Here is a 24,257-nt window from a genome sequence, read left to right as displayed (position 1 = left end):
AAGGAGGGTCATTTGTGAGCTTTTTTAAGAAACTTCGTGATTCCATCGTTAAAAAATCAGAAGAGGTAACGCAGAAGTTTACGGATGGGTTAACCAAAACGAGAGATCTTTTGGTAGAAAAGGTAGAGGATTTAGTTCGTCGTTATAAAAAGATTGATGAGGATTTCTTTGAAGAATTAGAAGAAATTCTGATTGCAGCTGATGTGGGCGTAAATACAGTGATGGAGCTCGTTGATGATTTGCGTAGCGAGGTACGGAAGCACAAGATTGAGAATGCTCTTGATTTGCAACCGATTCTTTCGGAAAAGCTGGTAAACTTATTACGTAATGATGATGCGCACAATACGGCATTACAAATAGAAGAAGGACGTTTAAACGTTGTGTTATTCGTAGGGGTAAATGGTGTAGGGAAAACCACTACCATTGGTAAGATGGCTCATATGTTTAAACAACAAGGGAAAAAAGTAGTATTAGCTGCTGGGGATACGTTCCGTGCGGCAGCCATTGAACAGTTGGAAGTGTGGGGAAATCGTGTCGATGTAGATGTGATCAAACACCAGCAGGGCGCTGATCCCGCAGCTGTTATCTTTGATGCGGTACAAGCGGCTAAGTCACGTAAGGCAGATGTTCTTCTTTGCGATACGGCAGGACGCTTGCAAAACAAGGTAAATCTAATGGAAGAGCTAAATAAAATCTTCCGTGTCTTACAACGTGAAATCCCAGACGCCCCACATGAAGTATTGTTGGTGCTGGATGCTACGACTGGGCAGAATGCAATGAACCAAGCAAAGGCATTTGGGCAATCAGCAGGTGTCACAGGAATTGTATTGACCAAACTAGATGGAACCGCAAAGGGTGGTATTGTTATTGCTATCCGTAATGAACTGGATATCCCTGTGAAGTATGTAGGTTTAGGCGAGAAAATGGATGATCTGCAAGCCTTTGATCCAGAGCAATTCGTCCATGCATTATTTGCTGGCCTGATTGAAAAAGAAGTGGAGCAGGAAGCTGAATCCGATCAAGAAAAGTAAGCATAAGTACGCTGTTTTTATAGAATTTATACAGAAAAAAATTAATGTCAACAAAAACACTTGACAGTAGGCGCAGGATTGTATAGTATATTACTTGGCTCTGTAAAGTAAAAAGACTTTACACAGTAGCAACCGATCTAACTGTAAAGGATTGGTTCCATGCTGGAAAAAACGAATCAAGTGAATCTCTTATTTGACTTCTATGCTTCCTTACTAAAAGGAAAGCAACGTGAATACCTTGAGCTTTACTACCTGGATGATCTATCGTTAAGCGAGATTGCAGAAATGCATGAAGTAAGCCGACAAGCCGTTTATGATCATATCAAGCGAGCTGAAAAGCAGCTGTATGAATATGACGACAAGCTGAAGTTGACAGCGAAGCATGAACAGCGTCAAGAGGTTGTGAAGATGATGATCAATCTGGTAGAAGCGACAGGTGGGGACGATACGAGAGAGGAATTGCTTATCTTGCTCCGCCAACTGTCAGAGATGGATTAGGAGGGGCACATATGGCATTTGAAAGCTTGGCAAGCCGATTGCAGGGCGCCTTTGATAAGCTACGTGGCAGAGGTAAAATTGACGAAACCATCGTGAATGAAGCGATGCGTGAAGTGCGTCTCGCTTTATTGGAAGCAGACGTTAACTTTAAAGTCGTGAAACAATTTGTCGCTCGTATCAAGGAACGTGCAATTGGACAAGATGTGTTGAAAAGCTTAACGCCAGGACAAATGGTTATTAAAGTGGTAAATGAAGAGCTGACTGAGCTTATGGGCGGTGACGTCTCCAAGCTTGCTGTCTCCAACCGACCGCCGACTGTTATTATGATGGTTGGTCTACAAGGTGCGGGTAAAACAACCACGACCGGTAAACTGGCTAAGCTATTACAAAAGCAAAATCGCAAGCCAATGCTAGTCGCTTGTGATATTTATCGCCCTGCTGCAATTAAGCAGCTACAAGTACTAGGTGAGCAGTTGAATGCCCCTGTGTTCTCAATGGGTGATCAAGTAAGTCCGGTAGAAATCGCTACGAAAGCGATTGAACATGCCAAAGAAAATCACTACGATTATGTGATTCTTGATACGGCAGGTCGTCTGCATATTGATGAGACTCTCATGGAAGAGCTTCAGCAAGTGCGTGAAGTGGCAAAGCCAGATGAGATTTTGTTGGTTGTCGATGCTATGACTGGTCAAGATGCAGTCAATGTAGCAGAGAGCTTTAACAATCAACTAGAGCTTACGGGTGTGATTCTTACTAAGTTAGATGGAGACACACGTGGTGGTGCAGCCCTTTCCGTTAAAGCAGTGACTGGTAAACCGATCAAGTTCGCAGCGATGGGTGAAAAGCTTGATGCTTTAGAAGCATTCCATCCAGATCGTATGGCATCACGCATCTTGGGCATGGGCGATGTACTGAGCTTGATTGAAAAAGCACAGGAAAACGTCGATGTGGATAAAGCAAAAGAGATGGAGCGCCAAATGCGCCAAGGGGAATTCACCTTTGACATGTTCTTGGATTCCATGCAGCAAATGCGCCAATTAGGGCCGATTGAGGACCTCTTGGGTATGTTGCCTGGGATGAACAAGATGAAGGGCATGAAAGATCTAAAGGTGGATGAAAAGCAACTCGCTCGTACAGAAGCTATCGTGAAATCGATGACAAAAGAAGAGCGTGCTAACCCTGACGTCATGAATGCAAACCGTCGCAAGCGTATTGCAGCCGGTAGCGGAACCACAATCCAGGAAGTGAATCGTTTCATTAAACAGTTCGAAGATATGAAGAAAATGATGAAGCAATTCACAGGCATGACGGACAAAATGAAAAAGAAAAGCAAGAAAAAAGGCGGATTCCTTCCGTTTAAAGGAAAGCCACCGATCGATCCGTTCGGCGGCATGGGTGGAGGTACCGACGATAAAAAAGGCGGCGGCTTCAACTTCCCATTTAATCCGTTTAAATAATGTAAGCTTGAACTCTCTTCGCTTCATAAAAGCGATAGTTCAGATATATAGACACATACAACGTTTATCGTTGATTCTTTTAGGAGGTGAACAACATGGCAGTTAAAATTCGTCTAAAGCGCATGGGTTCTAGTAAGGCTCCTTTCTACCGTGTGGTAGTTGCGGATTCTCGTTCCCCACGTGATGGTCGTTTCATTGAAGAGATCGGCTATTACAATCCAGTTGCTCAACCAGCAGTGGTTAACATTGACAGCGAGAAAGCTGTACAATGGATCATGAACGGAGCACAACCTACCGATACAGCTCGTAACTTGCTTTCTCAAGTAGGCGTACTTGCGAAAGTACACGAAGCAAAATTCGGCAAGAAGTAAGATTGGGACGGTGATCTTTAGATGAAGGCTTTGATCGAAACGATCGCGAAAGCTCTTGTGGATCATCCGGAACATGTGAAAGTGAACGCAGTGGACAAAGAGCGTATCTTGGTTTTCGAGCTTTCCGTTCATCCAGATGATATGGGTAAGATTATTGGAAAACAAGGTCGCATTGCGAAAGCCCTGCGGACGGTTGTAACGGCTGCTGCAGTGCAGACTGATAAGCGGATTACCGTTGAAATCGTATAAAAAAGACTGGGGGTTTCTCCAGTCTTTTTTCGTATCTACATACGTGTTTATTCCACATGTTAAGGTATGATGAATCACAATGCTACTAAATGTGTCTATATAAAACGGGAGCAAATAGAACTTTCAGCTGTCGGGAGGCGGGTCCTATGATCAGCATTGAGAGATTGGTCCATGTAAAAGTTGTTTTGACGGAGAAAACAAAGACCATATTACGGGAAGAATATGAAAGAAAAGCGCAATATGTGCATATGGAATTGGAACAATGGCGATTCCAACGCAAGAAAATATTAGCAGAGGCAGAAAAACGTGGAAGCGAAGGGGTGCGTCTAGCTCAAGAGCGATTGGATCAGGAAGAAGGAACGTTACGAGAAAAATTAGAACTTATTTCCCTCCAATTGGAACAAGTAGAAAGACTCCCCTTAGAAAGTGAACTTCATCAGCAAACACTTAAGAGTCAGATTGAAATGGAAGTCGGGGACCGTTGGAATGAAAAAATGGCGGATGCTGAAATTATCATTCGTGACGGGATCGTAATTGAAATACGTCAAGGAGGCAAAAGCTTGTGACACAATCAAAATTTTATACAGTAGGAAAATTGGTTAATACACAGGGATTACGTGGGGAAATGCGTGTCGTTTCCACAACAGATTTTCCTGATGTTCGTTTTAAAAAGGGGAATAAGTTACATTTATTTCATCCAAGCTTGTCAACGCCTATGATCATTGAAATAGCTTCGTACCGTGAACATAAAGATTTTATTATCCTAACGTTTAAAGGATACACATCTATTAATGACGTGGAAAAGTATAAGGGTGGAGAATTAAAAGTTCCTGAAACCGAGCTACTGGAGCTTGAGGAAGATGAATTTTATATCCATCAGCTCATTGGTTGCGAAGTGATTACGGATACAGGCGAAGTATTGGGCAAGATTGCAGAGGTTCTGCAACCAGGTGCTAATGACGTCTGGGTGGTAAAAGGTAACGGAGGCAAAGAAATCATGCTACCATACATCGACGATTGCATTAAAGAAGTAGATGTTCAGAACAAAAAAGTAATTTGCCACATCATGGATGGATTGCTGTAGGGGAGAGTTAGATCATGCGTATTGATGTACTAACACTGTTTCCAGAGATGTTTACAGGAGTATTCTCTACCAGCATTTTAGGAAAAGCAGCAGAGCGAGGAATCGTCGATTTTGGAGTGATTAACTTTCGCGATTATTCGAAGAGCAAACATGGCAACGTAGATGATACTCCCTACGGAGGCGGTGGCGGCATGGTCTTAAAGCCAGATCCGATTTTTGATGCTGTGGAAGCTCTATCTGTTCGCGAAGGCGCTGCGAAACCGCGCGTTATTTTAATGTGCCCACAGGGAAGACGTTATGATCAAAAAATGGCAGAGGAATTAGCAAAAAAAGAGCATCTAGTGTTCATTTGTGGTCACTATGAAGGCTACGATGAGCGTATTCGTGAGCATCTGGTGACGGATGAAATCTCTATAGGCGATTATGTACTGACAGGCGGAGAATTAGGCTCGATGGTCGTTATTGATAGTGTTGTGCGTTTACAACCAGGTGCGCTTGGCAATGAAATGTCTGCTGTAACAGACTCCTTTTCTACGGGGCTTTTAGAGCACCCTCATTACACACGCCCTGCCGAATTTAGAGGCTGGAGGGTGCCTGATATCTTATTATCGGGACACCATGCGAACATTGAAAGATGGCGCCTGAAAGAATCACTAAAGCGTACCTGGCAACGCCGGCCAGAGTTATTGGAGCAGATTGAGAAATCCAAAGAGATTCAAAAGTTACTGGTGGAGATTCAACAAGAAGCGAGTGAGAGTGACTCTTGATGCTCATAAGCATGGAAATGAGGAAGATTACAATCATGTTATATTGTAGAGCTAAGAGATTTATCCTTGATTATTTTCCTCTGATGCTTGTAAATAGCCCTCATGTATGATAAAATATCACTTGTGGCAATTTTGCCGCTGACTTCGACGGTCCGCTACTCGATCGTTAACCTAACATAAGGTTTAGCAATAGAGGCGAGTAAGAACGTCTGTGTGGAAGGAGTGAATCATGATGAATCAAATTATTCGTGAATTAGAAAAAGAACAACTGAAACAGGATCTTCCTGCGTTCCGTCCTGGTGACACTGTACGTGTACACGTTAAGGTAATCGAGGGTACTCGTGAGCGTATTCAGGTGTTCGAAGGCGTTGTTATCCGCCGCCGTGGTACTGGTGTAAGCGAAACTTTCACTGTTCGTAAGATTTCTTACAACGTGGGTGTTGAGCGTACATTCCCACTACACACACCTAAGATCGACAAGCTTGAAGTAGTACGCCATGGTCGCGTACGTCGTGCGAAGTTGTACTATCTTCGCGATCGCGTAGGTAAAGCTGCTCGTATTAAAGAAATTCGTCGATAAGAATAAGAGGGGGGCTGCTTGCCAGTCCCCCTTTTTTCAGTTCTATTAGTTTAGAATGCTCCAGTCCTCTAGAAAGTACAGATCATTTCAGATAGATGCACTTATAAAGTGTAAAGATATCTTCTGTCATATATAATAGATAAATGAGACTCTAGAGCAGGAGGAAAGATTATGAGCGAAACTGCCTCGACTACCAAGAAGAAAAATGAAGCTTGGGAATGGATTAAAGCGATTGTCATTGCAATAGCTTTAGCATTCTTTATCCGTACCTTTTTATTTGCCCCGTTTATCGTCGAGGGTCATTCCATGGATTTTACTTTACACAACGAGGAAAAACTCGTGGTTAACAAAGCTCTCTACCATTTGAGAGAGCCACAGCGTGAGGAAATTATCGTATTCCATGCGTCTGAAAAACGTGATTATATTAAACGTGTCATTGCTGTGGCTGGAGACACCGTTGAAGTAAGAGATGATGTTTTGTATGTTAATGATAAAGTAGTGGAAGAGCCATATTTAAAAGAGAAACGTGACATTGCAGAAAAAGAGAAGGATTTGCCACTAACCACTCCTTACGAAAAAATAACGATTCCACCTGGACATATATTTGTGATGGGCGACAACCGCCAAAATAGTTCAGATAGTCGAGAATTTGGTCCAGTAGAAGTAAGTAAAGTGGTAGGACGTGCAGAGTTCGTCTTCTGGCCGATCAAAGATATACGCATGACACGCTAATCAACTAAACAGCAGTGTATAAAAAGTAGGTGAATGTACGATGACAATCCAATGGTTTCCGGGACACATGGCCAAAGCGCGCCGGCAAGTAACGGAGAAATTAAAGCAAATTGATGTGGTTATTGAGCTTCTGGATGCAAGGCTACCTTTGTCTAGTCGCAACCCGATGATCGATGAGATCGTGGCAGAAAAGCCACGTTTGATTCTGCTAAACAAGGCAGATTTGGCTGATCCAGCTGTAACAGAGATGTGGACGAGATATTTTAAAGAACAAGGCATCCGTACGTTACCGATTGACGCTTTATCAGGTAGAGGAGTTAACAGACTGCCTGAGCTATGTCAAGAATTGGCCGCAGACATGTTACAAAAACGTGCTGATCGAGGCATGCTAGCAAGAGCTGTACGTATTATGATCTTGGGTATTCCCAATGTAGGTAAATCCTCGTTGATTAACCGTCTGGCTAAACGTTCTGTTGCTCAAACAGGCGATCGTCCAGCTGTAACAAAATCACAACAATGGGTAAAAATGGGTGATACACTTGAACTTCTGGATACACCAGGTATCCTTTGGCCTAAGTTTGAGGATCAGATGGTAGGGCTTCGCTTAGCAGCTAGTGGTGCAATTAAGGACGAACTAATTGATTTCTCTGAAGTTGCTTTGTACGCTGTTCGCTATATGATGCATTACTACCCAGAGCGTCTAAAAGAGCGTTATAAGCTGACTGATTTACCTGAGGATGGCGTAGAATTACTAGAGATGATTGGTAAAAAACGTGGCTGTATGGCTTCAGGTGGACATATTGATTATGACAAAGCTTCCGAGCTATTGTTACGTGAATTACGTTCAGGAAAGATTGGTCAAATTACGTTAGAACGTCCGATTGATTGGGAAATGGAAGTGGCAATTGGTGAACCGCGTTCTATGTATGATGAATAAAAAATGTGTTTATTGACCCTTGCCGTATTGGCAGGGGTTTTTGATTGTTAGACCTGAACATGTAAAATGGTATGGATAATCCTAAAAGTGAGAAAAATTTTTGTCGCAAGGCTAGTCTTACGATAAAATAAAGATAGAAAGCAATGGGAGTCGGGAGAGAAAATTAATGAACATAGCAGAAATGTCGATACAGAAGATAAGAGACTGGGTAGAAGGAACAGACCAATTGTCTGCAGAGCAACGTTTGGAGCTCTCTAAAGACCAGCGAAAAGGTGTACAAGCAATTTGGCGCAGATTTATCGCTCAGGAAAACCATCTGAAAAAGCAACAAGCCCTATGGGAAATCATGACTGAAACAGAGAAGCTGTACTGGGCACAAGGGAATGAATACATAGTAGGTATCGATGAAGTAGGACGAGGACCACTAGCAGGTCCGGTTGTTGCTTCAGCAGTATGTTTACCAGCTACATTTTATCTACCAGGATTAAATGATTCCAAAAAAGTAAGTGCCTCTATGCGAGAAGCTTACTATGAAGTAATTATGCAAGAAGCAACTGCTGTAGGCATTGGGATTATTTCTGCTGAGCGCATTGATGAAATAAATATCTTGGAAGCAACACGCGAAGCAATGTATGTAGCGATTAGAGAGACAGGAATAACCCCAGAGTTATGTTTAATCGATGCTGTACATTTACCGCGTTTAGCAACGCCACAAGTCTCGATTATTGGTGGTGACGGCAAGAGTGTCTCCATTGCGGCCGCGTCAATCGTGGCAAAAGTGACGCGTGACCGGCTTATGAAAGCGTATGCTGAGGAGTATCCGGCTTATGGCTTTGAACAAAATGCTGGTTATGGCACAGCAGAGCACCTACAAGCATTACGTACGTACGGTCCTTCACCATTGCACCGCAAGACATTTGGAGGCGTAAAGGAGCTTATTACTGGATAGAGTGTTCAAAGGACCTTTTTATTCGTTTTGATATGAAAGGAGGAGAAGCGATGATACAAGCTGGTCAACTGCTATCTAACATGTGGCAACAAGCCCGTGCAAGCGGAAGCAAACAAGTAGAACTAAGTCCTAACCAGGTGGTAAAAGGGACCATCGTAAAAGTACTCCCGGAACAAGCGGCTATCGTCCAAATTGGCGGAATACAAATGGTTGCCAAAATGGAGACGAATCTGGAAGCAGGTCAAAAAGCTTGGTTACAGGTTCAAGGGAATACAGAGCCACTTACGCTAAAAGTGGTCCATACTGAGGCAGGTCAAACCTCTAAAGAGGCTTCACAGGAAGGCTTATTACGCTCTTTTGGCTTACCTAATCAACCAGAGCTAAAAGAAGCTTTGCAATTTTTACTTGATAAAAATTTGCCTGTTAACAAGCAAACCTTATTGGAACTCGGTCAAATTATAAAAACACAAGGGTCAGGGACAGATGTCATGCAATCCGTGCAGACAGCGCTCACCAAACAGCTTCCTCTCACACAAGATGTGGTTCTGGCATTGCGCAGTTTTTTGTTTGGAAATAACATTTCTGACTCCATTCGCGCTTTTTTACAACAGGTTAACGATACGTTGGCAACGCTCTCATTACATAGCGAAGGGAAGGGCACTGCTGAGCAGAATCAGACAACATCACAAGGTGGCTCTTCAGCTTCTGCGTCGCCACAATTGCAACAACCTTTGCGAACTCTTGCTACCTTACTACAGTCGTTACCGTTACAACTGAATGAAAAAACACCTTTGTTAGACGGAAGCCCAGCAATGTTGCCAAAACAGGTAATAGCGAATCTTTCGCAAACATCATTAAACCAAACCGTAGACGGTCAACAAATGGGAGTAGGGTTACAAAATGGAGCTTCACCTGTTCAAATAGGGCATCAAACAGGGCAACAAACTAACCTCTCGAATCAACCAACCAATCAACAGGGGCTCATGCCATCATCTTTAGCAGATAAGGTAGCTACCTTTTTTTCAGGATCGAATGTGAAACAGGGGGGAAATACTGGGGTTCCTAGTGGAGTTGGAGGAGACCAACCGACTCGATTTGAGGGGAGTCTAGGTGGGGGGAGAGGACAAGCTACTTTGCAACAAACTGAAGGTGCAAGTCAGTCAACTTTATTTCCTCCATCTGGAACTACACGCACTCCTATACAACCAGTCAGCATCACAGGTAATGGTAACCAAACAATTGATAACGTAGGGCAATCCAACCAAAATAGTCAACAACAAACAGGTGTTCCAATTCTGGGGCAGAATTTGCAGACTACGAGCCGTTCTTCTGGCATGCTTGTCTCAGAAGATCCGTCTTCACTTAAACAACAATCTTTAATGAACAATCAGGCAATATCCTCGCAAGCAAAAGATGGATCGGCAGTGGATCAACCCCATTTGGAAAAGAGTCCGGGAGTTTTGCAACAAAAGCTGGAATTGCTGGGTATCACAAATGAAAGAAATCTTTTTCAGTCTGGGCGAGCAGGTAACGAAACGATTGATCAACAGCAGCTACAAAATATAAAAAGCTTGTTGTTACAAATCACTCAGGCTCCACAAGGTGTATCTTTAGCACTCAAGGAAGCATCAGAGCAACTGCTTCAACACATCACTGGACAACAATTAATGATGTCTACTTCACAGCAAACGCAACCCCTGACGCATGTGATGATGCAAATTCCAATCAAGACTGAGCAAGGAGAAGATACGGCTTTTGTACAAGTGGAAGCACGTAAACAAAAGGGCGGGCAATTAGACCCAGGGAATTGTAGACTATTTTTCCAATTAGATTTGCATGTCTTGGGAATGACAATGGTTGATGTAACAATTGTAAATCGAATTACTACTATTCAGGTTTATAATGACCAGTCTTGGTTGGAAAAATTGATTCAGTCAGAAAGACAAACGTTTACTCAGCAACTACAAGAAGTAGGCTACCAGCTATCTATTTTACGTGTCCAACCACTACCAGATGCCAAATCAGGCAATGGTGGACTTACAAGAGATACAGAGCAAATGAAGAGTAACTATACAGGTGTTGATTTGCGTGTGTAGCAAAAGAAAGGGGGGACGTTATGGAGGAGTCTGGTGGGCATAAATCTTCTCAACCATCTACTTTTAACAACGCCTTTCAAGAAAACTCGGTACCACGATTAAAAAAAGTGGTAGCGTTGCGATATAAGGAAGATCAGGATGAGGCCCCGCGTTTAGTAGCTAAAGGGGGCGGTTATATTGCTGAGAACATCCTACAGAAGGCAAAAGAACATAACATTCCTGTTCAAGAGGACCCTTCGTTATTAGAGGTTTTGTCTAAATTAGATTTACAACAGCAAATTCCCCCTAAATTATACCAGGTAGTAGCAGAAATTCTTGCATTTGTTTATCGGTTAGATAAGAAAGAATGGAACCAATGACAGCCCGACGAAAAATGATTGGTCAAATCGGAGAAGAAAGGGCAAGCAACTACCTGAAAAGCTTGGGGTATCGTATTATTGGTCGTAATGTTCGGCTATCTCAAGGAGAGATTGATATTGTGGCCATGGAAGGGCAGACAGTTGTGTTTATTGAGGTTCGGAGTCGCACAGGTTCAAGAGAGGTTATCCCGAAGTATGGGAGCCCTGTTGAATCGATAACTCCACGCAAGCAGCAGAAATTACGACAGCTAGCACTAGCCTACCTTCAAAGCCATAATCAGTCCTATGATGCATTTCGGATAGATGCCATTGCAGTATGGATTTGCCCCGATCTTTCACAAACGGAAGTAGGTCTAGAGCATTATAAGCATATTTAGCTATTTGTATAGTAAGGACCTAACTTGTAAGAAATAGGCGAGTTCATAGGTATTCGTCTACATCCATAATACCTCTTTGAGCGTAGTATACAATGTACTCGACGAGTTGTAACTCCTCCACATTAGGTAATACATCTGGATTGGCTGTCTATAAGTCAGAAATGACTTGGGGCAGTCTTTTTTTGTGTGACCTGGTTATTACATGATGAAATAAAAAAACGTTTTCTTCCGAGGAAGAGAACGTTTTTTTAAATGGTACATAAAGGAAAAATAAATAGGACTTATGTAACAATAATTATTCTTTCGTGCTAACAGGCATATCATTCAAGCAATCATGGCAAATGATTTTACCTTTGAAGTGAGTAATTTGGTCTGCGTTTCCACAGAAAATACAAGATGGCAAGTATTTTTTCAAGATTACGCGTTCTCCATCTACATAGATCTCCATAGGATCTTTAATTTCAATGTTTAGCGTGCGTCTCAATTCAATAGGAAGAACGATACGTCCTAGTTCATCCACTTTTCTTACAATACCTGTTGATTTCATAGGTGTGAATCCCCTCTCTGTCAGATGTATTTAGTCAAAATTCGACAAGTTTATCTGATTATTATAGTACCAATATTTAATAAATAAGTCAATCTTTACTTTTTTTAAAAAAGTGACTATATTACTAACATTTATGATGGTGATTCCGCTTACATGGGGCTATAGTCTAGATACGTTTTCTGTTTTTTAGAAATGATACGAAATCCTCTTAGCCTCGTATTATGGACTATTTTTCACTTTTTCTAAAGATACACCGGAGCAACAGGTAAAAAAACATACTCAACGATTATTTACCCAAAAATGGTGTATGTCAAACCTGTTTTTATGAACATATTTTTGTACCACTAAAAAATCGCCTTATCAAGTGAACGATATTGGATAGCTTCTGCTACATGTGTAGCTTTGATATGCTTAGAAGCATCCAGATCAGCAATGGTACGAGCGACTTTTACAATTCGATCATATCCACGAGCACTCAACCCTAATTTGTCGAAAGCAATGCTCATTAATTCTTGTCCGCCTTGATCAAGAGAGCAATATGTTCGCAATTCTTGTCCAGTCATAGAGCTGTTAAAAGAAAAACGTTTGTTTTGATGATAACGATCATGTTGAATTTGGCGAGCTACTTCCACACGTGTGAGGATTGAAGCTGAGTTTTCCTCCTCCTCTCGTTTGGTTAGATGTTCCACGGAAACGCGAGGAACCTCCAAATGAATATCAATGCGATCTAACAAAGGACCAGAGATTTTGGAACGATATTTTAATACTTGTAAGGGAGAGCACCGACAGATAGTTTGATCTTTGGAACCATAATACCCACATGGACAAGGATTCATAGACCCAATTAATAAGAAACGAGCTGGATACATATACGCTTGTTTGGCCCTACCGATGGTAATTTGACCATTTTCCAGAGGTTGTCGCAACACTTCAAGAACTCCTCGAGAAAATTCAGGCATTTCATCAAGAAAAAGAATTCCACCGTGGGCCAGACTGCACTCACCTGGACGAGGGACTTGGGCTCCTCCACCTGCAAGAGCGGCTTGGGTAATCGTATGATGTGGTGCACGCAGGGGACGAGCTGCAATGAGTCCTTGACGAGTTGTAAAGCCCGCAATGCTGTAAATTTTGGTTACTTCAAAGGATTCCTCCTGCGTCATTTTAGGCATGATGGATGGGAAGCAGTTGGCTAATAAGGTTTTTCCAGAGCCAGGCGGACCAACTAGCATTACATTATGAAAACCAGCTGCTGCAACTTCCAGCCCTCTTTTCACGAACTTCTGCCCCATAACATCAGCAAAATCGTATGAAGGAATCACATCAAAGGGACTATTTTCGCTTGCAAGTGGTTTAATTGAGTTAGAATGAAAATAGTCAGAATTAACCAGAGTAGAATCTATTGGTTGAACCCATTCGTTGCCTTTACTAGCCTCCACAGCTGTTCTTAAATGTGGTACAGACATGATTTCTAAGGGAACTAGCTCTGCTTCTACTCGATTGGCAGTGGGTAATATTGCTTTGCTAAATCCTCTTTGATGAGCTTCGAGTAGCATGGGTAAGACACCTGGAATAGGGCGTAAGCTACCATCCAGCGCTAGTTCACCGAGAATGAGTGGAGTGGCCGATGTCATTTCAATTTGTTTGGATGCAAGTAAAATTCCAAAGGCAATGGCTAAGTCAAAGGCTGACCCTTCTTTGCGCACATCAGCAGGGGCTAAATTAACGGTAATGCGCTGCATAGGGAAGTCGAATCCGGCATTTTTTAAGGCGGCTCGGACGCGATCTCGGGCTTCTTTAATAGCGCTACCACCTAAACCCACCACTTCAAAATGTGGCAATCCATTAGAAATATCCACTTCTACAGTTACTAGCATGCCATCTATTCCATGAATGGTCGCTGAATAAATTTTGGCGTACATATTAGATATCCCCTTTATAAGTCAGTACGTGAAGATCTGAACCAGCTTCAAACCACTTTCAAAACAATTGAAAATGAAGTTTAAATCAAGTTCTAACCTACTTCTACTCAAATTAGATGTAAGCTCAGTTCAAACCAAGCTATCCCATTCTATAAAGCCATCTAATTCTGACTGTATAAAAAGTTAAAGGGTATCTGCAAAATGATTTTGTCTTACAAAACCTGCTAGCTGTTCCCATTAGGCCTATCATTTTGTACAATGAAAGGTAAGTCCATGTACAATATCAATATTTTACTCTGCGTTTCGCTAAAAACCGATTTTGTAGAGTATTACGAACGGACATCTTATAGAAGTAAGGATGATCAGATTGAATATACTAACAGCGGATCATATTAGAAAAAGTTTTGGAGAAAAGGTCTTGTTTGAACCCCTCTCCTTTCATATTGCAGAGAATCAGCGAATTGGTTTGATTGGTGTAAATGGTACAGGTAAGTCTACCTTGCTAAAAATATTAGCTGGTATAGAAGAAGCTGATCAGGGAGAAATCCTTCATTCCAATCATTTTCGAGTAGAATATTTGCCTCAGAACCCAGAATTTGATGGAGATTCAACTGTCTTAGAGCAAGTATTTTACGGGGATACTCCACTAATGCGTGCTTTGCGTGAATATGAGGTTTCTCTGGAGGAATTGCAACAAGATCAGGAGAATGATCACAAACTCCAACGGTTATTGCGTGCTCAGCAACAAATGGATGCAACTAATGCGTGGGATGCAAATACCAAAGCCAAAACGGTGCTCACCAAATTGGGTATTACTCAATTTGCACAAAAAGTGGGGGAACTTTCTGGTGGACAACGCAAACGTGTAGCGATGGCGCGTGCGTTAATTCAACCTGCGGATTTGTTAATTCTAGATGAGCCAACCAACCATATTGACAATGAGACAGTCGAGTGGCTGGAAGAGTACCTCGCTTCATTTAGAGGTGCATTGCTATTAGTAACGCATGATCGTTATTTCCTTGATCGAGTAACGAATCGAATTTTTGAATTGGATAATGGCAAGCTGTATAGCTATGAAGGCAACTATGCTGCATTTTTAGAAAAGAAGGCAGAACGAGAAGAGAATGAAACGGCTCAAGAAAGCAAACGACAAAATCTCTTGCGCAGAGAGCTAGCGTGGTTGAGAAGAGGCGCTAAAGCGAGAACCACTAAACAAAAAGCACGGGTGCAACGAGCGGAAGAATTACGCGACAAGAAGACGGATGGACCACAGGCAAAGCTTGATATCGCTTTGGGTGCAAGTCGTCTTGGTAAGAAGGTAATTGAAGCCGAAAATGTCTCTAAAGCGTTTGGTGAACGTACATTACTTACAGATTTTAGCTATATTGTGGTACCGGGTGATCGGATTGGGATCATTGGACCTAATGGTAGCGGAAAATCAACTCTGTTGAACATGCTTGCAGGGCGTTTACAACCTGATAGCGGAACGATTGAAACAGGTGAAACGGTTAAGCTTGCTTTCTACACGCAAGAAAATGTAGAAATGGACGGAAATTTACGAGCTATTGAATACATTAAAGAAGTGGCAGAACAAATCAAAACAGCTGATGGATTCACCCTGTCCGCTTCGCAGATGTTGGAACGATTTTTATTTACTCCCAATCAGCAATGGACGTATATTTCTAAACTATCTGGTGGGGAGCGTCGTCGTCTTTATTTGCTACGCACGCTGATGGGAGAACCAAATGTTCTGTTCCTCGATGAGCCGACGAATGATCTAGATATACAAACGCTTAGTATTCTAGAAGACTATCTAGATCACTTCCCAGGAGCTGTTATTACTGTCTCTCATGATCGTTATTTCCTAGATCGGACGGTTGAGCATCTGTTTGCTTTTGAAGGGCAAGGGGAAATTCGTCACTACATGGGAAATTACTCCGAGTACTTGGAAGAGAGTAAACAAGAAAAAGCCTTAGCCGAAAAAACAGAAAAAGGAAGAGCTGATGAGCAAAAATCAGATCAATCAACTGCTCAGGCTACTCGAGGGGCCAATCGAACCAAAAAATTATCCTATAAAGACCAACGAGATTGGGATGAAATAGAGAATCGTATTGCGAGTTTGGAAGCAAAGCTCTCAGAAGTGAAAAATCAGGTCGCAAATGCAGGCAGTAATTTAGATCGAGTGCAAGAACTGTTTGCAGAAGAGCAAGCGATAGCCAGTCAATTGGAACAAGCAATGGAGCGTTGGACGGAGCTATCTATTATGGTAGAAGAATTAGAGGAAACCAATAAAAAAGGATAGCAAAATAATGAAGGTCTAACGAAATATAAGGAACCGTGGATCGGTGGGTGGGAAGGTTGAGAAGACCTTCCTTCTTTTTTTTGCAGAAGCATCATAAACTGATTCATCCCGACTCAAAGCGTGTAAAAACATGTTGCAAACACGCTTACATAATTAGGAATATTCAAAATAGAATGAGATAAAGAAACACATCATAATATATCTTCGATGGTATACGGGCAAAAGTTCTGAGCAAATAATGGGTGAAATTACCTGGCAATAAACGGTGGACTCACCTATCGATTTACAGTATATTCAAAAGGAAATCACGCACGATTATGGAAGGAAACCCATCATTTTCTCTGCGTGTAGCCGGTACCTAGAGACAAACATTATGATCTATTACAAACCTTTGGAAAAGAGAGGGATAAACATGAAAAAGAAGAGCGGAATACAACTGTTAGTAGCAGGAACCATGATTTTATCGACAGTGGTAGTACCACAGGTTATTTTGGCTAAGACTGTTGCAGTAAAGCCAGTTCAAACAAATACAGCTTTTACTCAAGGAACTGGTTATCAAGCTGGAACCTATGATTATCAATCAGCACAACCTTCTACATATAACTGGACGCGCCAATCACGTTATAATGTGGTTCCTAATCCAGTAGAAAAATGGTCTATTACATCAGGAAAATCTATTACTGCCTCTCCTGTAGTTACTGGTAATGGTACAGTATATGTAGCCTCAAATGGGGGAGAATTGTATGCTTACCAAAATGGTCGTATTAACTGGAAAACTCAGTTAAAGGGCAATTTGTCTAGCACTGTAATTGGTAAAGGCGGAACGATTTATACAGGGTCATCTGAACATACATTGTTTGCTGTTTATCCAAGTGGCGTGAAAAAGTGGGAGAAACGTACAGTCGGTGAAGTAACAACGTCACCAGCACTTGGCTCAGATGGAACGATCTATGTAGGAACTGGCGATGGTAAATTACAAGCATTTAACGAAAATGGATCAGAAAAATGGACATTTAGTGCTACAGCACCAGTAACTACAGCACCAATCATCTCCAAAGATCAAATGGTATATGTAGGAAGCTCCGACGGTAAATTGTTTGCTGTCCAAGCGGCATCAGGAAAAACGAAATGGACGCTGACAATGGATGCTCCGATGAAACAATCCCCAGTGATCGGGAATGATGGTACTCTGTATCTAGGTACAGAAGCTGGAACAATCTATGCCGTTGGATCAAATGGAAAAGTAAAATGGTCCATTTCTGTTGGAAAAAAAGTAACCTCGTCACCAGCGATTGATGCAAACGGAACGCTTTATGTTGGAACGGATAGTGGTATGTTTTTTGCTTTAGATTCTAAAAACGGAAAACAAAAATGGACCTTCAATGGTGGACATCAAATCGATTCAGCTCCGATCATTGGTGCCAATGGTGTTATTTACATGGTAACAGGAAACGGTATGTTGCGCGCACTTGACCAAAAAGGAAATCGTATCTGGGAATATAGCATGAAAGATAATACAGTCTCATCACCTGCTATAGGCGCGGACGGTACTATTTATCTTGTATCTCAAAATGGACGTGTGACAGCAGTTGGTAAGTAAAATTACGAAAATAGGCTAGAAATTGAGAATCGTCTTATCAACAAAGGCGATTCTTTTTTTGTTCGTCAAAACTTCGATAACGATTATGCTCTTCTGAATAACTGTAACAATGCAACAGTGAGTTATGCTATAGATATTGAAATATTATTTTTAATTACATTCGTTTAGCAAAGCGAACCATTATGGGTCGCTTTTTTTGTTAAGGAGATCAGTAAGAACAAATGGATAAATTTGAAAAAGAGAAGTTTTTGTCTTTGTTTTGTAATATTACTTTAGTATGATAAGAAAAATATATCAATTGAAATGAGTACATGTCACATAGACTAAAAAGGAATAAGACATGTAGGAGTAAGAGTCTGATAACAGGAAAAAGTAATCATTAGCCAAAAAGATTGGGGCAAAGCTTGGAAGCTTGGATAAAACATCTTCTTGAACCTCTCATGGCTAAAGCTACGAGATTCCTGCGCTATCACATCCAACGAAGTGAGAATTAGCAGGCTATCCCCGTAGTCCCTACGGTTATTGAAAAAAAGTGTACGTTGGACTCTTCTCTCTGACCTACTGCTTGGTTTTCGCTTTTCGGTCAGAGAGGACGAAGGTGCTTGAATGTTTTACGCCACAAAGCATTCCTTATGGCAACCCCATACATTCCGTTTTCAATGAGCAATCTGTACAAGATTAGTATACCTGTTCTTGTTAGTTATTCAAAGAAGTAGTCGGACAAGTAACGTGTCAGAAGACACGCTTTGTCCGAAGCCGATTCATCTCATGAGTAAAATCACGAGTGTTCTCGGCTAATTCATAAAACCAGTGGAAAGGTAACAGGGTGAATGATGAAATCCTTATGTACTTTTCTTGCAGAGATCCATCGTGTCTCTGAGAGCGAGATTTTATTTGATTTTTTCCATGATCGACTTCCTTCTAAACATCCAGTGCTGCTGAAACGCTTACTTGTTTTACCTCGTGTGTATTTTGACTTCCTTATTGAAAAAGGGGTCATGCAGGTAAGGGGAGTGGGTACTTATCAGACAGCTTACCGTAACAGTGTTGCAGTTGGGATGAACATGAAGTCGTTAGGGAGCACAGTACTCTTTGATATATGTTTTTCTAAAGAAACCTATCAGTTATGGCAGAAGATGGATGCTGTCATTGAAGATATCTCATTACCAGCTGATCTGTTTGAAGATTATGTGTATCGATTAGGGGCATTAAGTCGCTTTCGCCATCTCGGCAGACTGGATGACCCTGTTATAGCTACTAAGCTGGGTGAGAACGATATGATTGAATTTAAGCAGGACTTCTTGAATTCAAAGCAAGCGATCGTCAAAGCGATTGTTGCCTTTTCTAATAGTAATAATGGTAATTTATTTTTAGGTATTAGCGATGATTCAAAAATTGTGGGCGTGAATGATGAACTTGCTCATTACGGTGATCCCGATAAGTATTTACTTGCCATCACTCAGTATATTCAAGATAAGACCACGCCGATTCTGCATCCATTTCCAAAGATATCCTTACGGGAAGTAGAGGGGAAGTTTGTAGTTAGTATATTTGTGGAAGTTGGGACTGAATTGATGTGCGGACTTGATAAAAATAATGAAAAATATGTCTCGATTCGAACGAACAATCGCTCTTTTATTGTGAGAGATCCCCATCAAATTGGAGAAATTTACGTAAAACGAAAATTGGGGAGCGATATTAGCCGTCGTCTGGGACTACTGTAGGCTTACAGCCAAAGAAGCAAGATCAGGAGGGGACATGCGTGAAAAAAAGCTGGCATGTTTGCTTGATGTCCGTTATATGGACTTGTTTCGTCGTTGCTGGTTGTTCCACGCAATCAAGCAGTTATGGATCAGAAGAAAAAGTAGACCTTTCGCAGGTGTTTCAGGCACTGGAAAGTGTTTCTGTCCTCACTACGAATGGACAAGAAATACCACTACCTATGGAAGATTTTGAAAAGAATTTTACAGATCGTCGCTTATCATTGGTAATGTCAAAGGATGCACTGGTGGATCAGGAAATTAAATTCAGACTAATCGCCTATAGACAAAAGGAAGCTCCGTTGGTTATGGAGGTAGGTGAACATGGTTTCACCTATGCAAATAATACCTATCGAGGCGATAATGCAAGCGTTTTCTATCAAACAGCTCGTAAGCAACTTGGGCAAGCTGTGATAAGTGCTCAGGACCTAGGTGGGTTAGAATTTAAAGCGGTTGACTTGTCACAGGCAAATACTGTAACAGTGCGGGGTACAACGGCACAAGAGGCTAGACGTTTGATATCAGAAAGTAAAATGTTAGATCAATCTGTTCATGCGTACCCCCTCTATCCTTCTTATCAAGTGAGCTATACACAGGGACAGAGTGGGCTTCATTTGGAACAGCTTCAACCAACTTTATTACGCTGCGTGATTGGGCGAGAAGTCATTTATTATCAAACAAGTTCCGCCTTGTATAAACTGGTAACTAATTTGTTACCAGAAAGGCCAAAAACCACAGGATGGGAAGAGTTATATGAAGCAACACGATTAAATGCTGTAAGTGACGGACAACAAACCAGTAAAAACGAAGCACACCTCATGAAACAAAACCTCATACAACAAGGGAAAATACATCAAGTGATTCGTGTGCTTACACGTACACAACATTCTAACGCTACGATTCAACATCAAGGGAAGTCGACATTTCCATTGAACCTGACCTTTTATGTAGATCAATTACAGTATCAAATGAAGGTAGAAGGAAATTATGTTCTCTATCAAGGTAAGCAATACTATTGGCCTAATCTACAAACTAATATTGAATCTATTCTATTTACAATCAAAGACTAAATAATTTACTCAGTCTATAAATGATGACGTACTATTAAGTAAGTGACTTTTTCCAAATCTTATCGTAAAATAATTATGTCATAACATTGACACTTTTTGTCCGACCAGAGCTTTTTGGGGCTGGTTTTTGCTTGGTCTAGCAAGAAATCATACTTTTGCTCACCATTATTGATTCAAACTGCCATAGGAGGTTGCAGAATGAACATTCATGAGTATCAAGGAAAACAGATACTAAAACAATACGGAGTAAAGGTACCGGAAGGTCGAGTAGCTTTTTCCGTAGATGAAGCTGTGAAAGCAGCAGAAGAGCTTGGCACCCAGGTCGTAGTGGTAAAAGCCCAAATCCATGCTGGTGGTCGCGGAAAAGCTGGTGGGGTTAAAGTCGCTAAGAACCTAGATGAAGTCCGTACATACGCGAACGAAATTCTTGGTAAAGTGCTTGTTACTCACCAAACAGGTCCAGAAGGCAAAGAAGTAAAGCGCTTACTAATTGAACAAGGCTGTGACATTAAGAAAGAATATTATGTAGGGGTTGTAGTTGATCGTGCCACCAACCGTGTTGTCCTGATGGCATCAGAAGAGGGTGGTACTGAGATCGAAGAGGTAGCAGCTAAATCACCTGAGAAGATCTTTAAAGAAGTGGTTGATCCTGTTACAGGTTTACTACCATTCCAGGCTCGCCGCTTGGCTTTTGCGATCAATATTCCTGCTGAGTTAGTAAATAAAGCTGCTGGTTTCATGATGAGCTTATATCAAGCATTCGTTGATAAAGATTGTTCCATTGCTGAGATCAATCCGCTTGTTGTCACTGGCGACGGCGAGGTGATGGCTTTGGATGCTAAATTAAACTTTGATAGCAATGCCCTCTATCGTCATTCTGATGTATTGGAATTACGTGACTTAGAAGAAGAAGACGAAAAAGAGATTCAAGCTTCTAAATATGATCTATCCTACATTGCCCTAGACGGTAACATCGGTTGCATGGTAAATGGTGCAGGTCTAGCGATGGCAACTATGGATATTATCAAATTCTATGGGGGAGACCCGGCGAACTTCCTAGATGTTGGGGGCGGTGCGACAGAAGAGAAAGTAACAGAAGCTTTCAAAATCATTCTGTCAGATCCTAAGGTAAAAGGTATTTTCATCAATATCTTTGGTGGTATTATGAAATGCGACATTATCGCGAGCGGTGTAGTAGCAGCAGCGAAACAAGTAAGTTTGGACAAGCCTCTAGTTGTTCGTCTGGAAGGTACAAACGTTGACCTTGGTAAACAAATTCTGAAAGATTCAGGATTAGATATCGTTGCAGCTGATTCCATGGCTGATGGGGCCGAGAAAATCGTTGCTCTCGTAAAGTAGGATGTTGTCCGTTACAGAAGCAAGAAGACGATAAAAAGGTGGGAAACATACGCGATGAGTATTTTAATTAATAAAAATACCAAAGTGATTACACAAGGGATTACAGGCTCTACAGCTTTGTTCCATACCCGCGGTGCAGTTGAATACGGTACACAGATGGTAGGCGGCGTACGCGCAGGAAAAGGCGGACAAGAAGTAGATGGGATTCCTATTTTTGATACTGTTATAGAAGCTGTAGAAAAAACGGGTGCAACCGTCTCTGTGATTTATGTACCGCCAGCAGGTGCAGCAGATGCCATCATGGAAGCCGTAGATGCCAATCTTGATTTGGTTATTTGCATCACGGAAGGTATTCCTGTTCTTGATATGGTTAAAGTGAAACGTTACATGGAAGGCAAAAAGACTCGTTTAATTGGTCCAAACTGCCCAGGGGTAATTACTCCAGGTGAATGTAAAATTGGAATTATGCCAGGTTACATTCATACACCAGGTAAAGTGGGTATCGTGTCCCGCTCTGGTACGTTGACCTATGAAGCAGTACACCAAACAACAACACGCGGTATGGGTCAATCCACAGCGGTTGGTATTGGTGGCGATCCAGTTAACGGAACCAACTTTATCGATGTATTGAAATTATTTAATGAAGACCCTGATACAGAAGCAGTTATTATGATTGGGGAAATCGGCGGTACAGCAGAAGAGGAAGCGGCTGAATGGATTGCGGCTAATATGAAAAAGCCGGTAGTAGGATTCATTGGTGGTCAAACAGCTCCTCCAGGTAAACGTATGGGTCATGCGGGTGCGATTATCTCAGGTGGTAAGGGAACAGCCGCTGAGAAAATTGCTAAACTAGAAGAATGTGGCGTACGTGTTGCTAAAACGCCTGCTGTTATTGGAGAAACATTAGTAGAATTCCTGACAGAAAAAGGAATGCTAGACAAAATAATGAGTAGATAATTACTTGCAAAAAGTCAACAAGCTACAAACTACTCCAAGAACGTTACAATGGAGATAAGTTCGAGTTTGCTTGGCTTTTTGTTTTTATTTTTTGTGCCATCCCTCTTTCTCTTTTTATAATGAAGAAAAAGAAAGAGGGAAGGTAGATGAAGGAACTAGAGGAACGTGATTGGATTTATACTTTGAGTAGATGTAGTGGTGTTGGAAGAAAAACATTATGGGCTATCTATGAAGAAAAGGGAAGCTTTGAGCCTCCTTATAACCTACAATGGCTAGGGAAGAGAGGCGTGGGCAGCTTTACTACAATTACTGCGAGACAGGTATACGAGGATCAATTAGAGAGGCAACGAAAGGGAATCCAATTCATCACCTATTGGGATCAAGAGTACCCAGATTATTTACGTGAGATACCTGATCCTCCCATTCTTTTATATTATCGGGGTAATTTGGAATTGTTACGGAAAATATCAATCGGTGTTGTGGGAACACGAAATCCTTCTACATATGGTCGTGATGTTTGCAAAATGTTGGTAGGTAGTCTAGCTAAATCGGGTATGGTCATCGTATCGGGAGTTGCTAAAGGCATTGATACCATTGCTCATCAGACAGCCCTCCATCTTCAGGTGGAAACTATTGGTGTGCTGGGAAATGGGCTAGATCGGATTTATCCTGCCCAAAATAGGTTATTATATACCCAAATAGCACAGCATGGACTACTTCTATCTGAATATTCAGAGGGAATGGCTCCAAGGACTGGTTTTTTTCCTGAACGTAATCGGATTATTAGTGGACTCTGTTGGGGAACACTTGTTGTGGAGGCAGCGGCGAAAAGCGGATCGCTCATTACTGCTCGTTGTGCCTTAGAACAAAATAGAGAGGTATTTACGGTGCCTGGTTCCATTTTTTCTAAAGGAAGTGCAGGCACGCATTACTTAATGAAAGAGGGAGCAAAACTAGTAAGCTCGTTAGAAGACATCATCGAAGAACTACCCCATCACCTACAAGCTAGTTTGAAAAAGAAATGTATAAATACAGAGATAATACAACTGTCAGCAGGTGAGAAAGCTCTCTTAGCATGTATGCAAGAGAATAGTCTTCATATAGATGAAATGATGCTCAGAATACCTAGAGATTGGCGTAAAGATTTTCATGCTATTTTACTTTTATTGGTAGGGAAAGGCTTGCTTGAAGAAGAAGCTGGACAATTTTATAGAAGAAGAGAAAGTGCAGAAGGAAAATATTAGAAGTTTGACAAA

At 41.6% G+C, this 24,257-nt stretch carries 24 protein-coding genes; 22 read left to right on the top strand and 2 right to left on the bottom strand.

Annotated features, from left to right (window positions below; translation table 11 throughout):
* Nucleotides 1–14: 14 nt before the first annotated feature.
* From ftsY to EEL30_23640, 15 genes are all read left to right on the top strand, one after another.
* On the top strand, nucleotides 15–1,031 hold the full coding sequence (ftsY, locus tag EEL30_23710) for a signal recognition particle-docking protein FtsY (GenBank protein ID QDX95033.1): 1,017 nt from the start codon (nucleotides 15–17) through the stop codon (nucleotides 1,029–1,031).
* A gap of 159 nt (nucleotides 1,032–1,190) precedes the next feature.
* Nucleotides 1,191–1,529 (top strand): putative DNA-binding protein, encoded by a 339-nt coding sequence (locus EEL30_23705; GenBank protein ID QDX95032.1) that lies wholly within the window; start codon nucleotides 1,191–1,193, stop codon nucleotides 1,527–1,529.
* A gap of 11 nt (nucleotides 1,530–1,540) precedes the next feature.
* Complete coding sequence (locus EEL30_23700; protein ID QDX95031.1) at nucleotides 1,541–2,986, top strand: signal recognition particle protein; 1,446 nt, start codon at nucleotides 1,541–1,543, stop codon at nucleotides 2,984–2,986.
* Between the two features lie 95 nt (nucleotides 2,987–3,081).
* The gene (locus EEL30_23695) at nucleotides 3,082–3,357 is read left to right on the top strand and encodes a 30S ribosomal protein S16 (GenBank protein QDX95030.1); all 276 of its coding nucleotides are present in this window, start codon (nucleotides 3,082–3,084) and stop codon (nucleotides 3,355–3,357) included.
* Between the two features lie 21 nt (nucleotides 3,358–3,378).
* Complete coding sequence (locus EEL30_23690) at nucleotides 3,379–3,606, top strand: KH domain-containing protein (protein QDX95029.1); 228 nt, start codon at nucleotides 3,379–3,381, stop codon at nucleotides 3,604–3,606.
* Between the two features lie 146 nt (nucleotides 3,607–3,752).
* Nucleotides 3,753–4,172, top strand: a complete 420-nt coding sequence (locus EEL30_23685; protein QDX95028.1) for a hypothetical protein — start codon at nucleotides 3,753–3,755, stop codon at nucleotides 4,170–4,172.
* Complete coding sequence (gene rimM / locus EEL30_23680; GenBank protein QDX95027.1) at nucleotides 4,169–4,690, top strand: ribosome maturation factor RimM; 522 nt, start codon at nucleotides 4,169–4,171, stop codon at nucleotides 4,688–4,690. Before EEL30_23685 ends, rimM begins: the two co-directional genes overlap by 4 nt.
* A 14-nt stretch (nucleotides 4,691–4,704) precedes the next feature.
* On the top strand, nucleotides 4,705–5,457 hold the full coding sequence (gene trmD, locus EEL30_23675) for a tRNA (guanosine(37)-N1)-methyltransferase TrmD (protein QDX95026.1): 753 nt from the start codon (nucleotides 4,705–4,707) through the stop codon (nucleotides 5,455–5,457).
* 232 nt (nucleotides 5,458–5,689) lie between these two features.
* Nucleotides 5,690–6,037: a 50S ribosomal protein L19 gene (locus EEL30_23670; protein ID QDX95025.1), complete on the top strand. Its 348-nt coding sequence runs from the start codon at nucleotides 5,690–5,692 to the stop codon at nucleotides 6,035–6,037.
* A gap of 171 nt (nucleotides 6,038–6,208) precedes the next feature.
* On the top strand, nucleotides 6,209–6,769 hold the full coding sequence (gene lepB, locus EEL30_23665) for a signal peptidase I (protein QDX95024.1): 561 nt from the start codon (nucleotides 6,209–6,211) through the stop codon (nucleotides 6,767–6,769).
* A 40-nt stretch (nucleotides 6,770–6,809) separates the two neighbouring features.
* Nucleotides 6,810–7,706, top strand: coding sequence for a ribosome biogenesis GTPase YlqF (gene ylqF, locus EEL30_23660; protein QDX95023.1), 897 nt, complete (start codon nucleotides 6,810–6,812; stop codon nucleotides 7,704–7,706).
* A gap of 166 nt (nucleotides 7,707–7,872) precedes the next feature.
* Nucleotides 7,873–8,655, top strand: a complete 783-nt coding sequence (locus EEL30_23655) for a ribonuclease HII (GenBank protein ID QDX95022.1) — start codon at nucleotides 7,873–7,875, stop codon at nucleotides 8,653–8,655.
* 50 nt (nucleotides 8,656–8,705) lie between these two features.
* Nucleotides 8,706–10,751, top strand: coding sequence for a hypothetical protein (locus EEL30_23650; protein QDX95021.1), 2,046 nt, complete (start codon nucleotides 8,706–8,708; stop codon nucleotides 10,749–10,751).
* A gap of 20 nt (nucleotides 10,752–10,771) precedes the next feature.
* Entirely contained in the window at nucleotides 10,772–11,110 is a 339-nt protein-coding gene (locus EEL30_23645) for an EscU/YscU/HrcU family type III secretion system export apparatus switch protein (GenBank protein QDX95020.1), read from the top strand.
* Nucleotides 11,107–11,487 carry a YraN family protein gene (locus EEL30_23640; protein QDX95019.1) on the top strand — a complete coding sequence of 127 codons (381 nt, stop codon included), beginning with the start codon at nucleotides 11,107–11,109 and terminating at the stop codon, nucleotides 11,485–11,487. The genes EEL30_23645 and EEL30_23640 overlap by 4 nt, the downstream gene beginning before the upstream one ends.
* Before the next feature lie 295 nt (nucleotides 11,488–11,782).
* Here EEL30_23640 and EEL30_23635 read toward each other — a convergent pair whose 3' ends face one another.
* Complete coding sequence (locus EEL30_23635) at nucleotides 11,783–12,034, bottom strand: AbrB/MazE/SpoVT family DNA-binding domain-containing protein (GenBank protein ID QDX95018.1); 252 nt, start codon at nucleotides 12,032–12,034, stop codon at nucleotides 11,783–11,785.
* Between the two features lie 344 nt (nucleotides 12,035–12,378).
* Complete coding sequence (locus EEL30_23630; GenBank protein QDX95017.1) at nucleotides 12,379–13,953, bottom strand: ATP-binding protein; 1,575 nt, start codon at nucleotides 13,951–13,953, stop codon at nucleotides 12,379–12,381.
* A gap of 367 nt (nucleotides 13,954–14,320) precedes the next feature.
* Between EEL30_23630 and EEL30_23625 the strand changes: the two genes are divergently transcribed.
* The 7 genes from EEL30_23625 to dprA all read left to right on the top strand — a co-directional run bounded on the left by EEL30_23625 (nucleotide 14,321) and on the right by dprA (nucleotide 24,245).
* A complete protein-coding gene (locus EEL30_23625) occupies nucleotides 14,321–16,255 on the top strand; it encodes an ABC transporter ATP-binding protein (GenBank protein QDX95016.1) in 1,935 nt (644 codons plus the stop codon).
* A 412-nt stretch (nucleotides 16,256–16,667) separates the two neighbouring features.
* Nucleotides 16,668–17,855 (top strand): cell surface protein, encoded by a 1,188-nt coding sequence (locus tag EEL30_23620; GenBank protein ID QDX95015.1) that lies wholly within the window; start codon nucleotides 16,668–16,670, stop codon nucleotides 17,853–17,855.
* Nucleotides 17,856–18,688: 833 nt separating this feature from the next.
* Nucleotides 18,689–19,579, top strand: a complete 891-nt coding sequence (locus EEL30_23615; GenBank protein ID QDX95868.1) for an ATP-binding protein — start codon at nucleotides 18,689–18,691, stop codon at nucleotides 19,577–19,579.
* A gap of 38 nt (nucleotides 19,580–19,617) precedes the next feature.
* A complete protein-coding gene (locus EEL30_23610; protein ID QDX95014.1) occupies nucleotides 19,618–20,685 on the top strand; it encodes a hypothetical protein in 1,068 nt (355 codons plus the stop codon).
* Between the two features lie 198 nt (nucleotides 20,686–20,883).
* Nucleotides 20,884–22,044: an ADP-forming succinate--CoA ligase subunit beta gene (locus EEL30_23605; GenBank protein QDX95013.1), complete on the top strand. Its 1,161-nt coding sequence runs from the start codon at nucleotides 20,884–20,886 to the stop codon at nucleotides 22,042–22,044.
* Between the two features lie 54 nt (nucleotides 22,045–22,098).
* On the top strand, nucleotides 22,099–23,001 hold the full coding sequence (gene sucD, locus EEL30_23600) for a succinate--CoA ligase subunit alpha (GenBank protein QDX95012.1): 903 nt from the start codon (nucleotides 22,099–22,101) through the stop codon (nucleotides 22,999–23,001).
* Between the two features lie 146 nt (nucleotides 23,002–23,147).
* Complete coding sequence (gene dprA / locus EEL30_23595; GenBank protein ID QDX95011.1) at nucleotides 23,148–24,245, top strand: DNA-protecting protein DprA; 1,098 nt, start codon at nucleotides 23,148–23,150, stop codon at nucleotides 24,243–24,245.
* The last annotated feature ends 12 nt before the right edge of the window (nucleotides 24,246–24,257 follow it).

This window comes from Brevibacillus laterosporus (assembly GCA_007833815.1).
GTDB classification, from domain to species: Bacteria; Bacillota; Bacilli; order Brevibacillales; family Brevibacillaceae; genus Brevibacillus_B; species Brevibacillus_B laterosporus_D.
The sequence above is the reverse complement of the archived record's forward strand: the minus strand, read 5'-3'. Positions and strand labels throughout refer to the sequence as shown.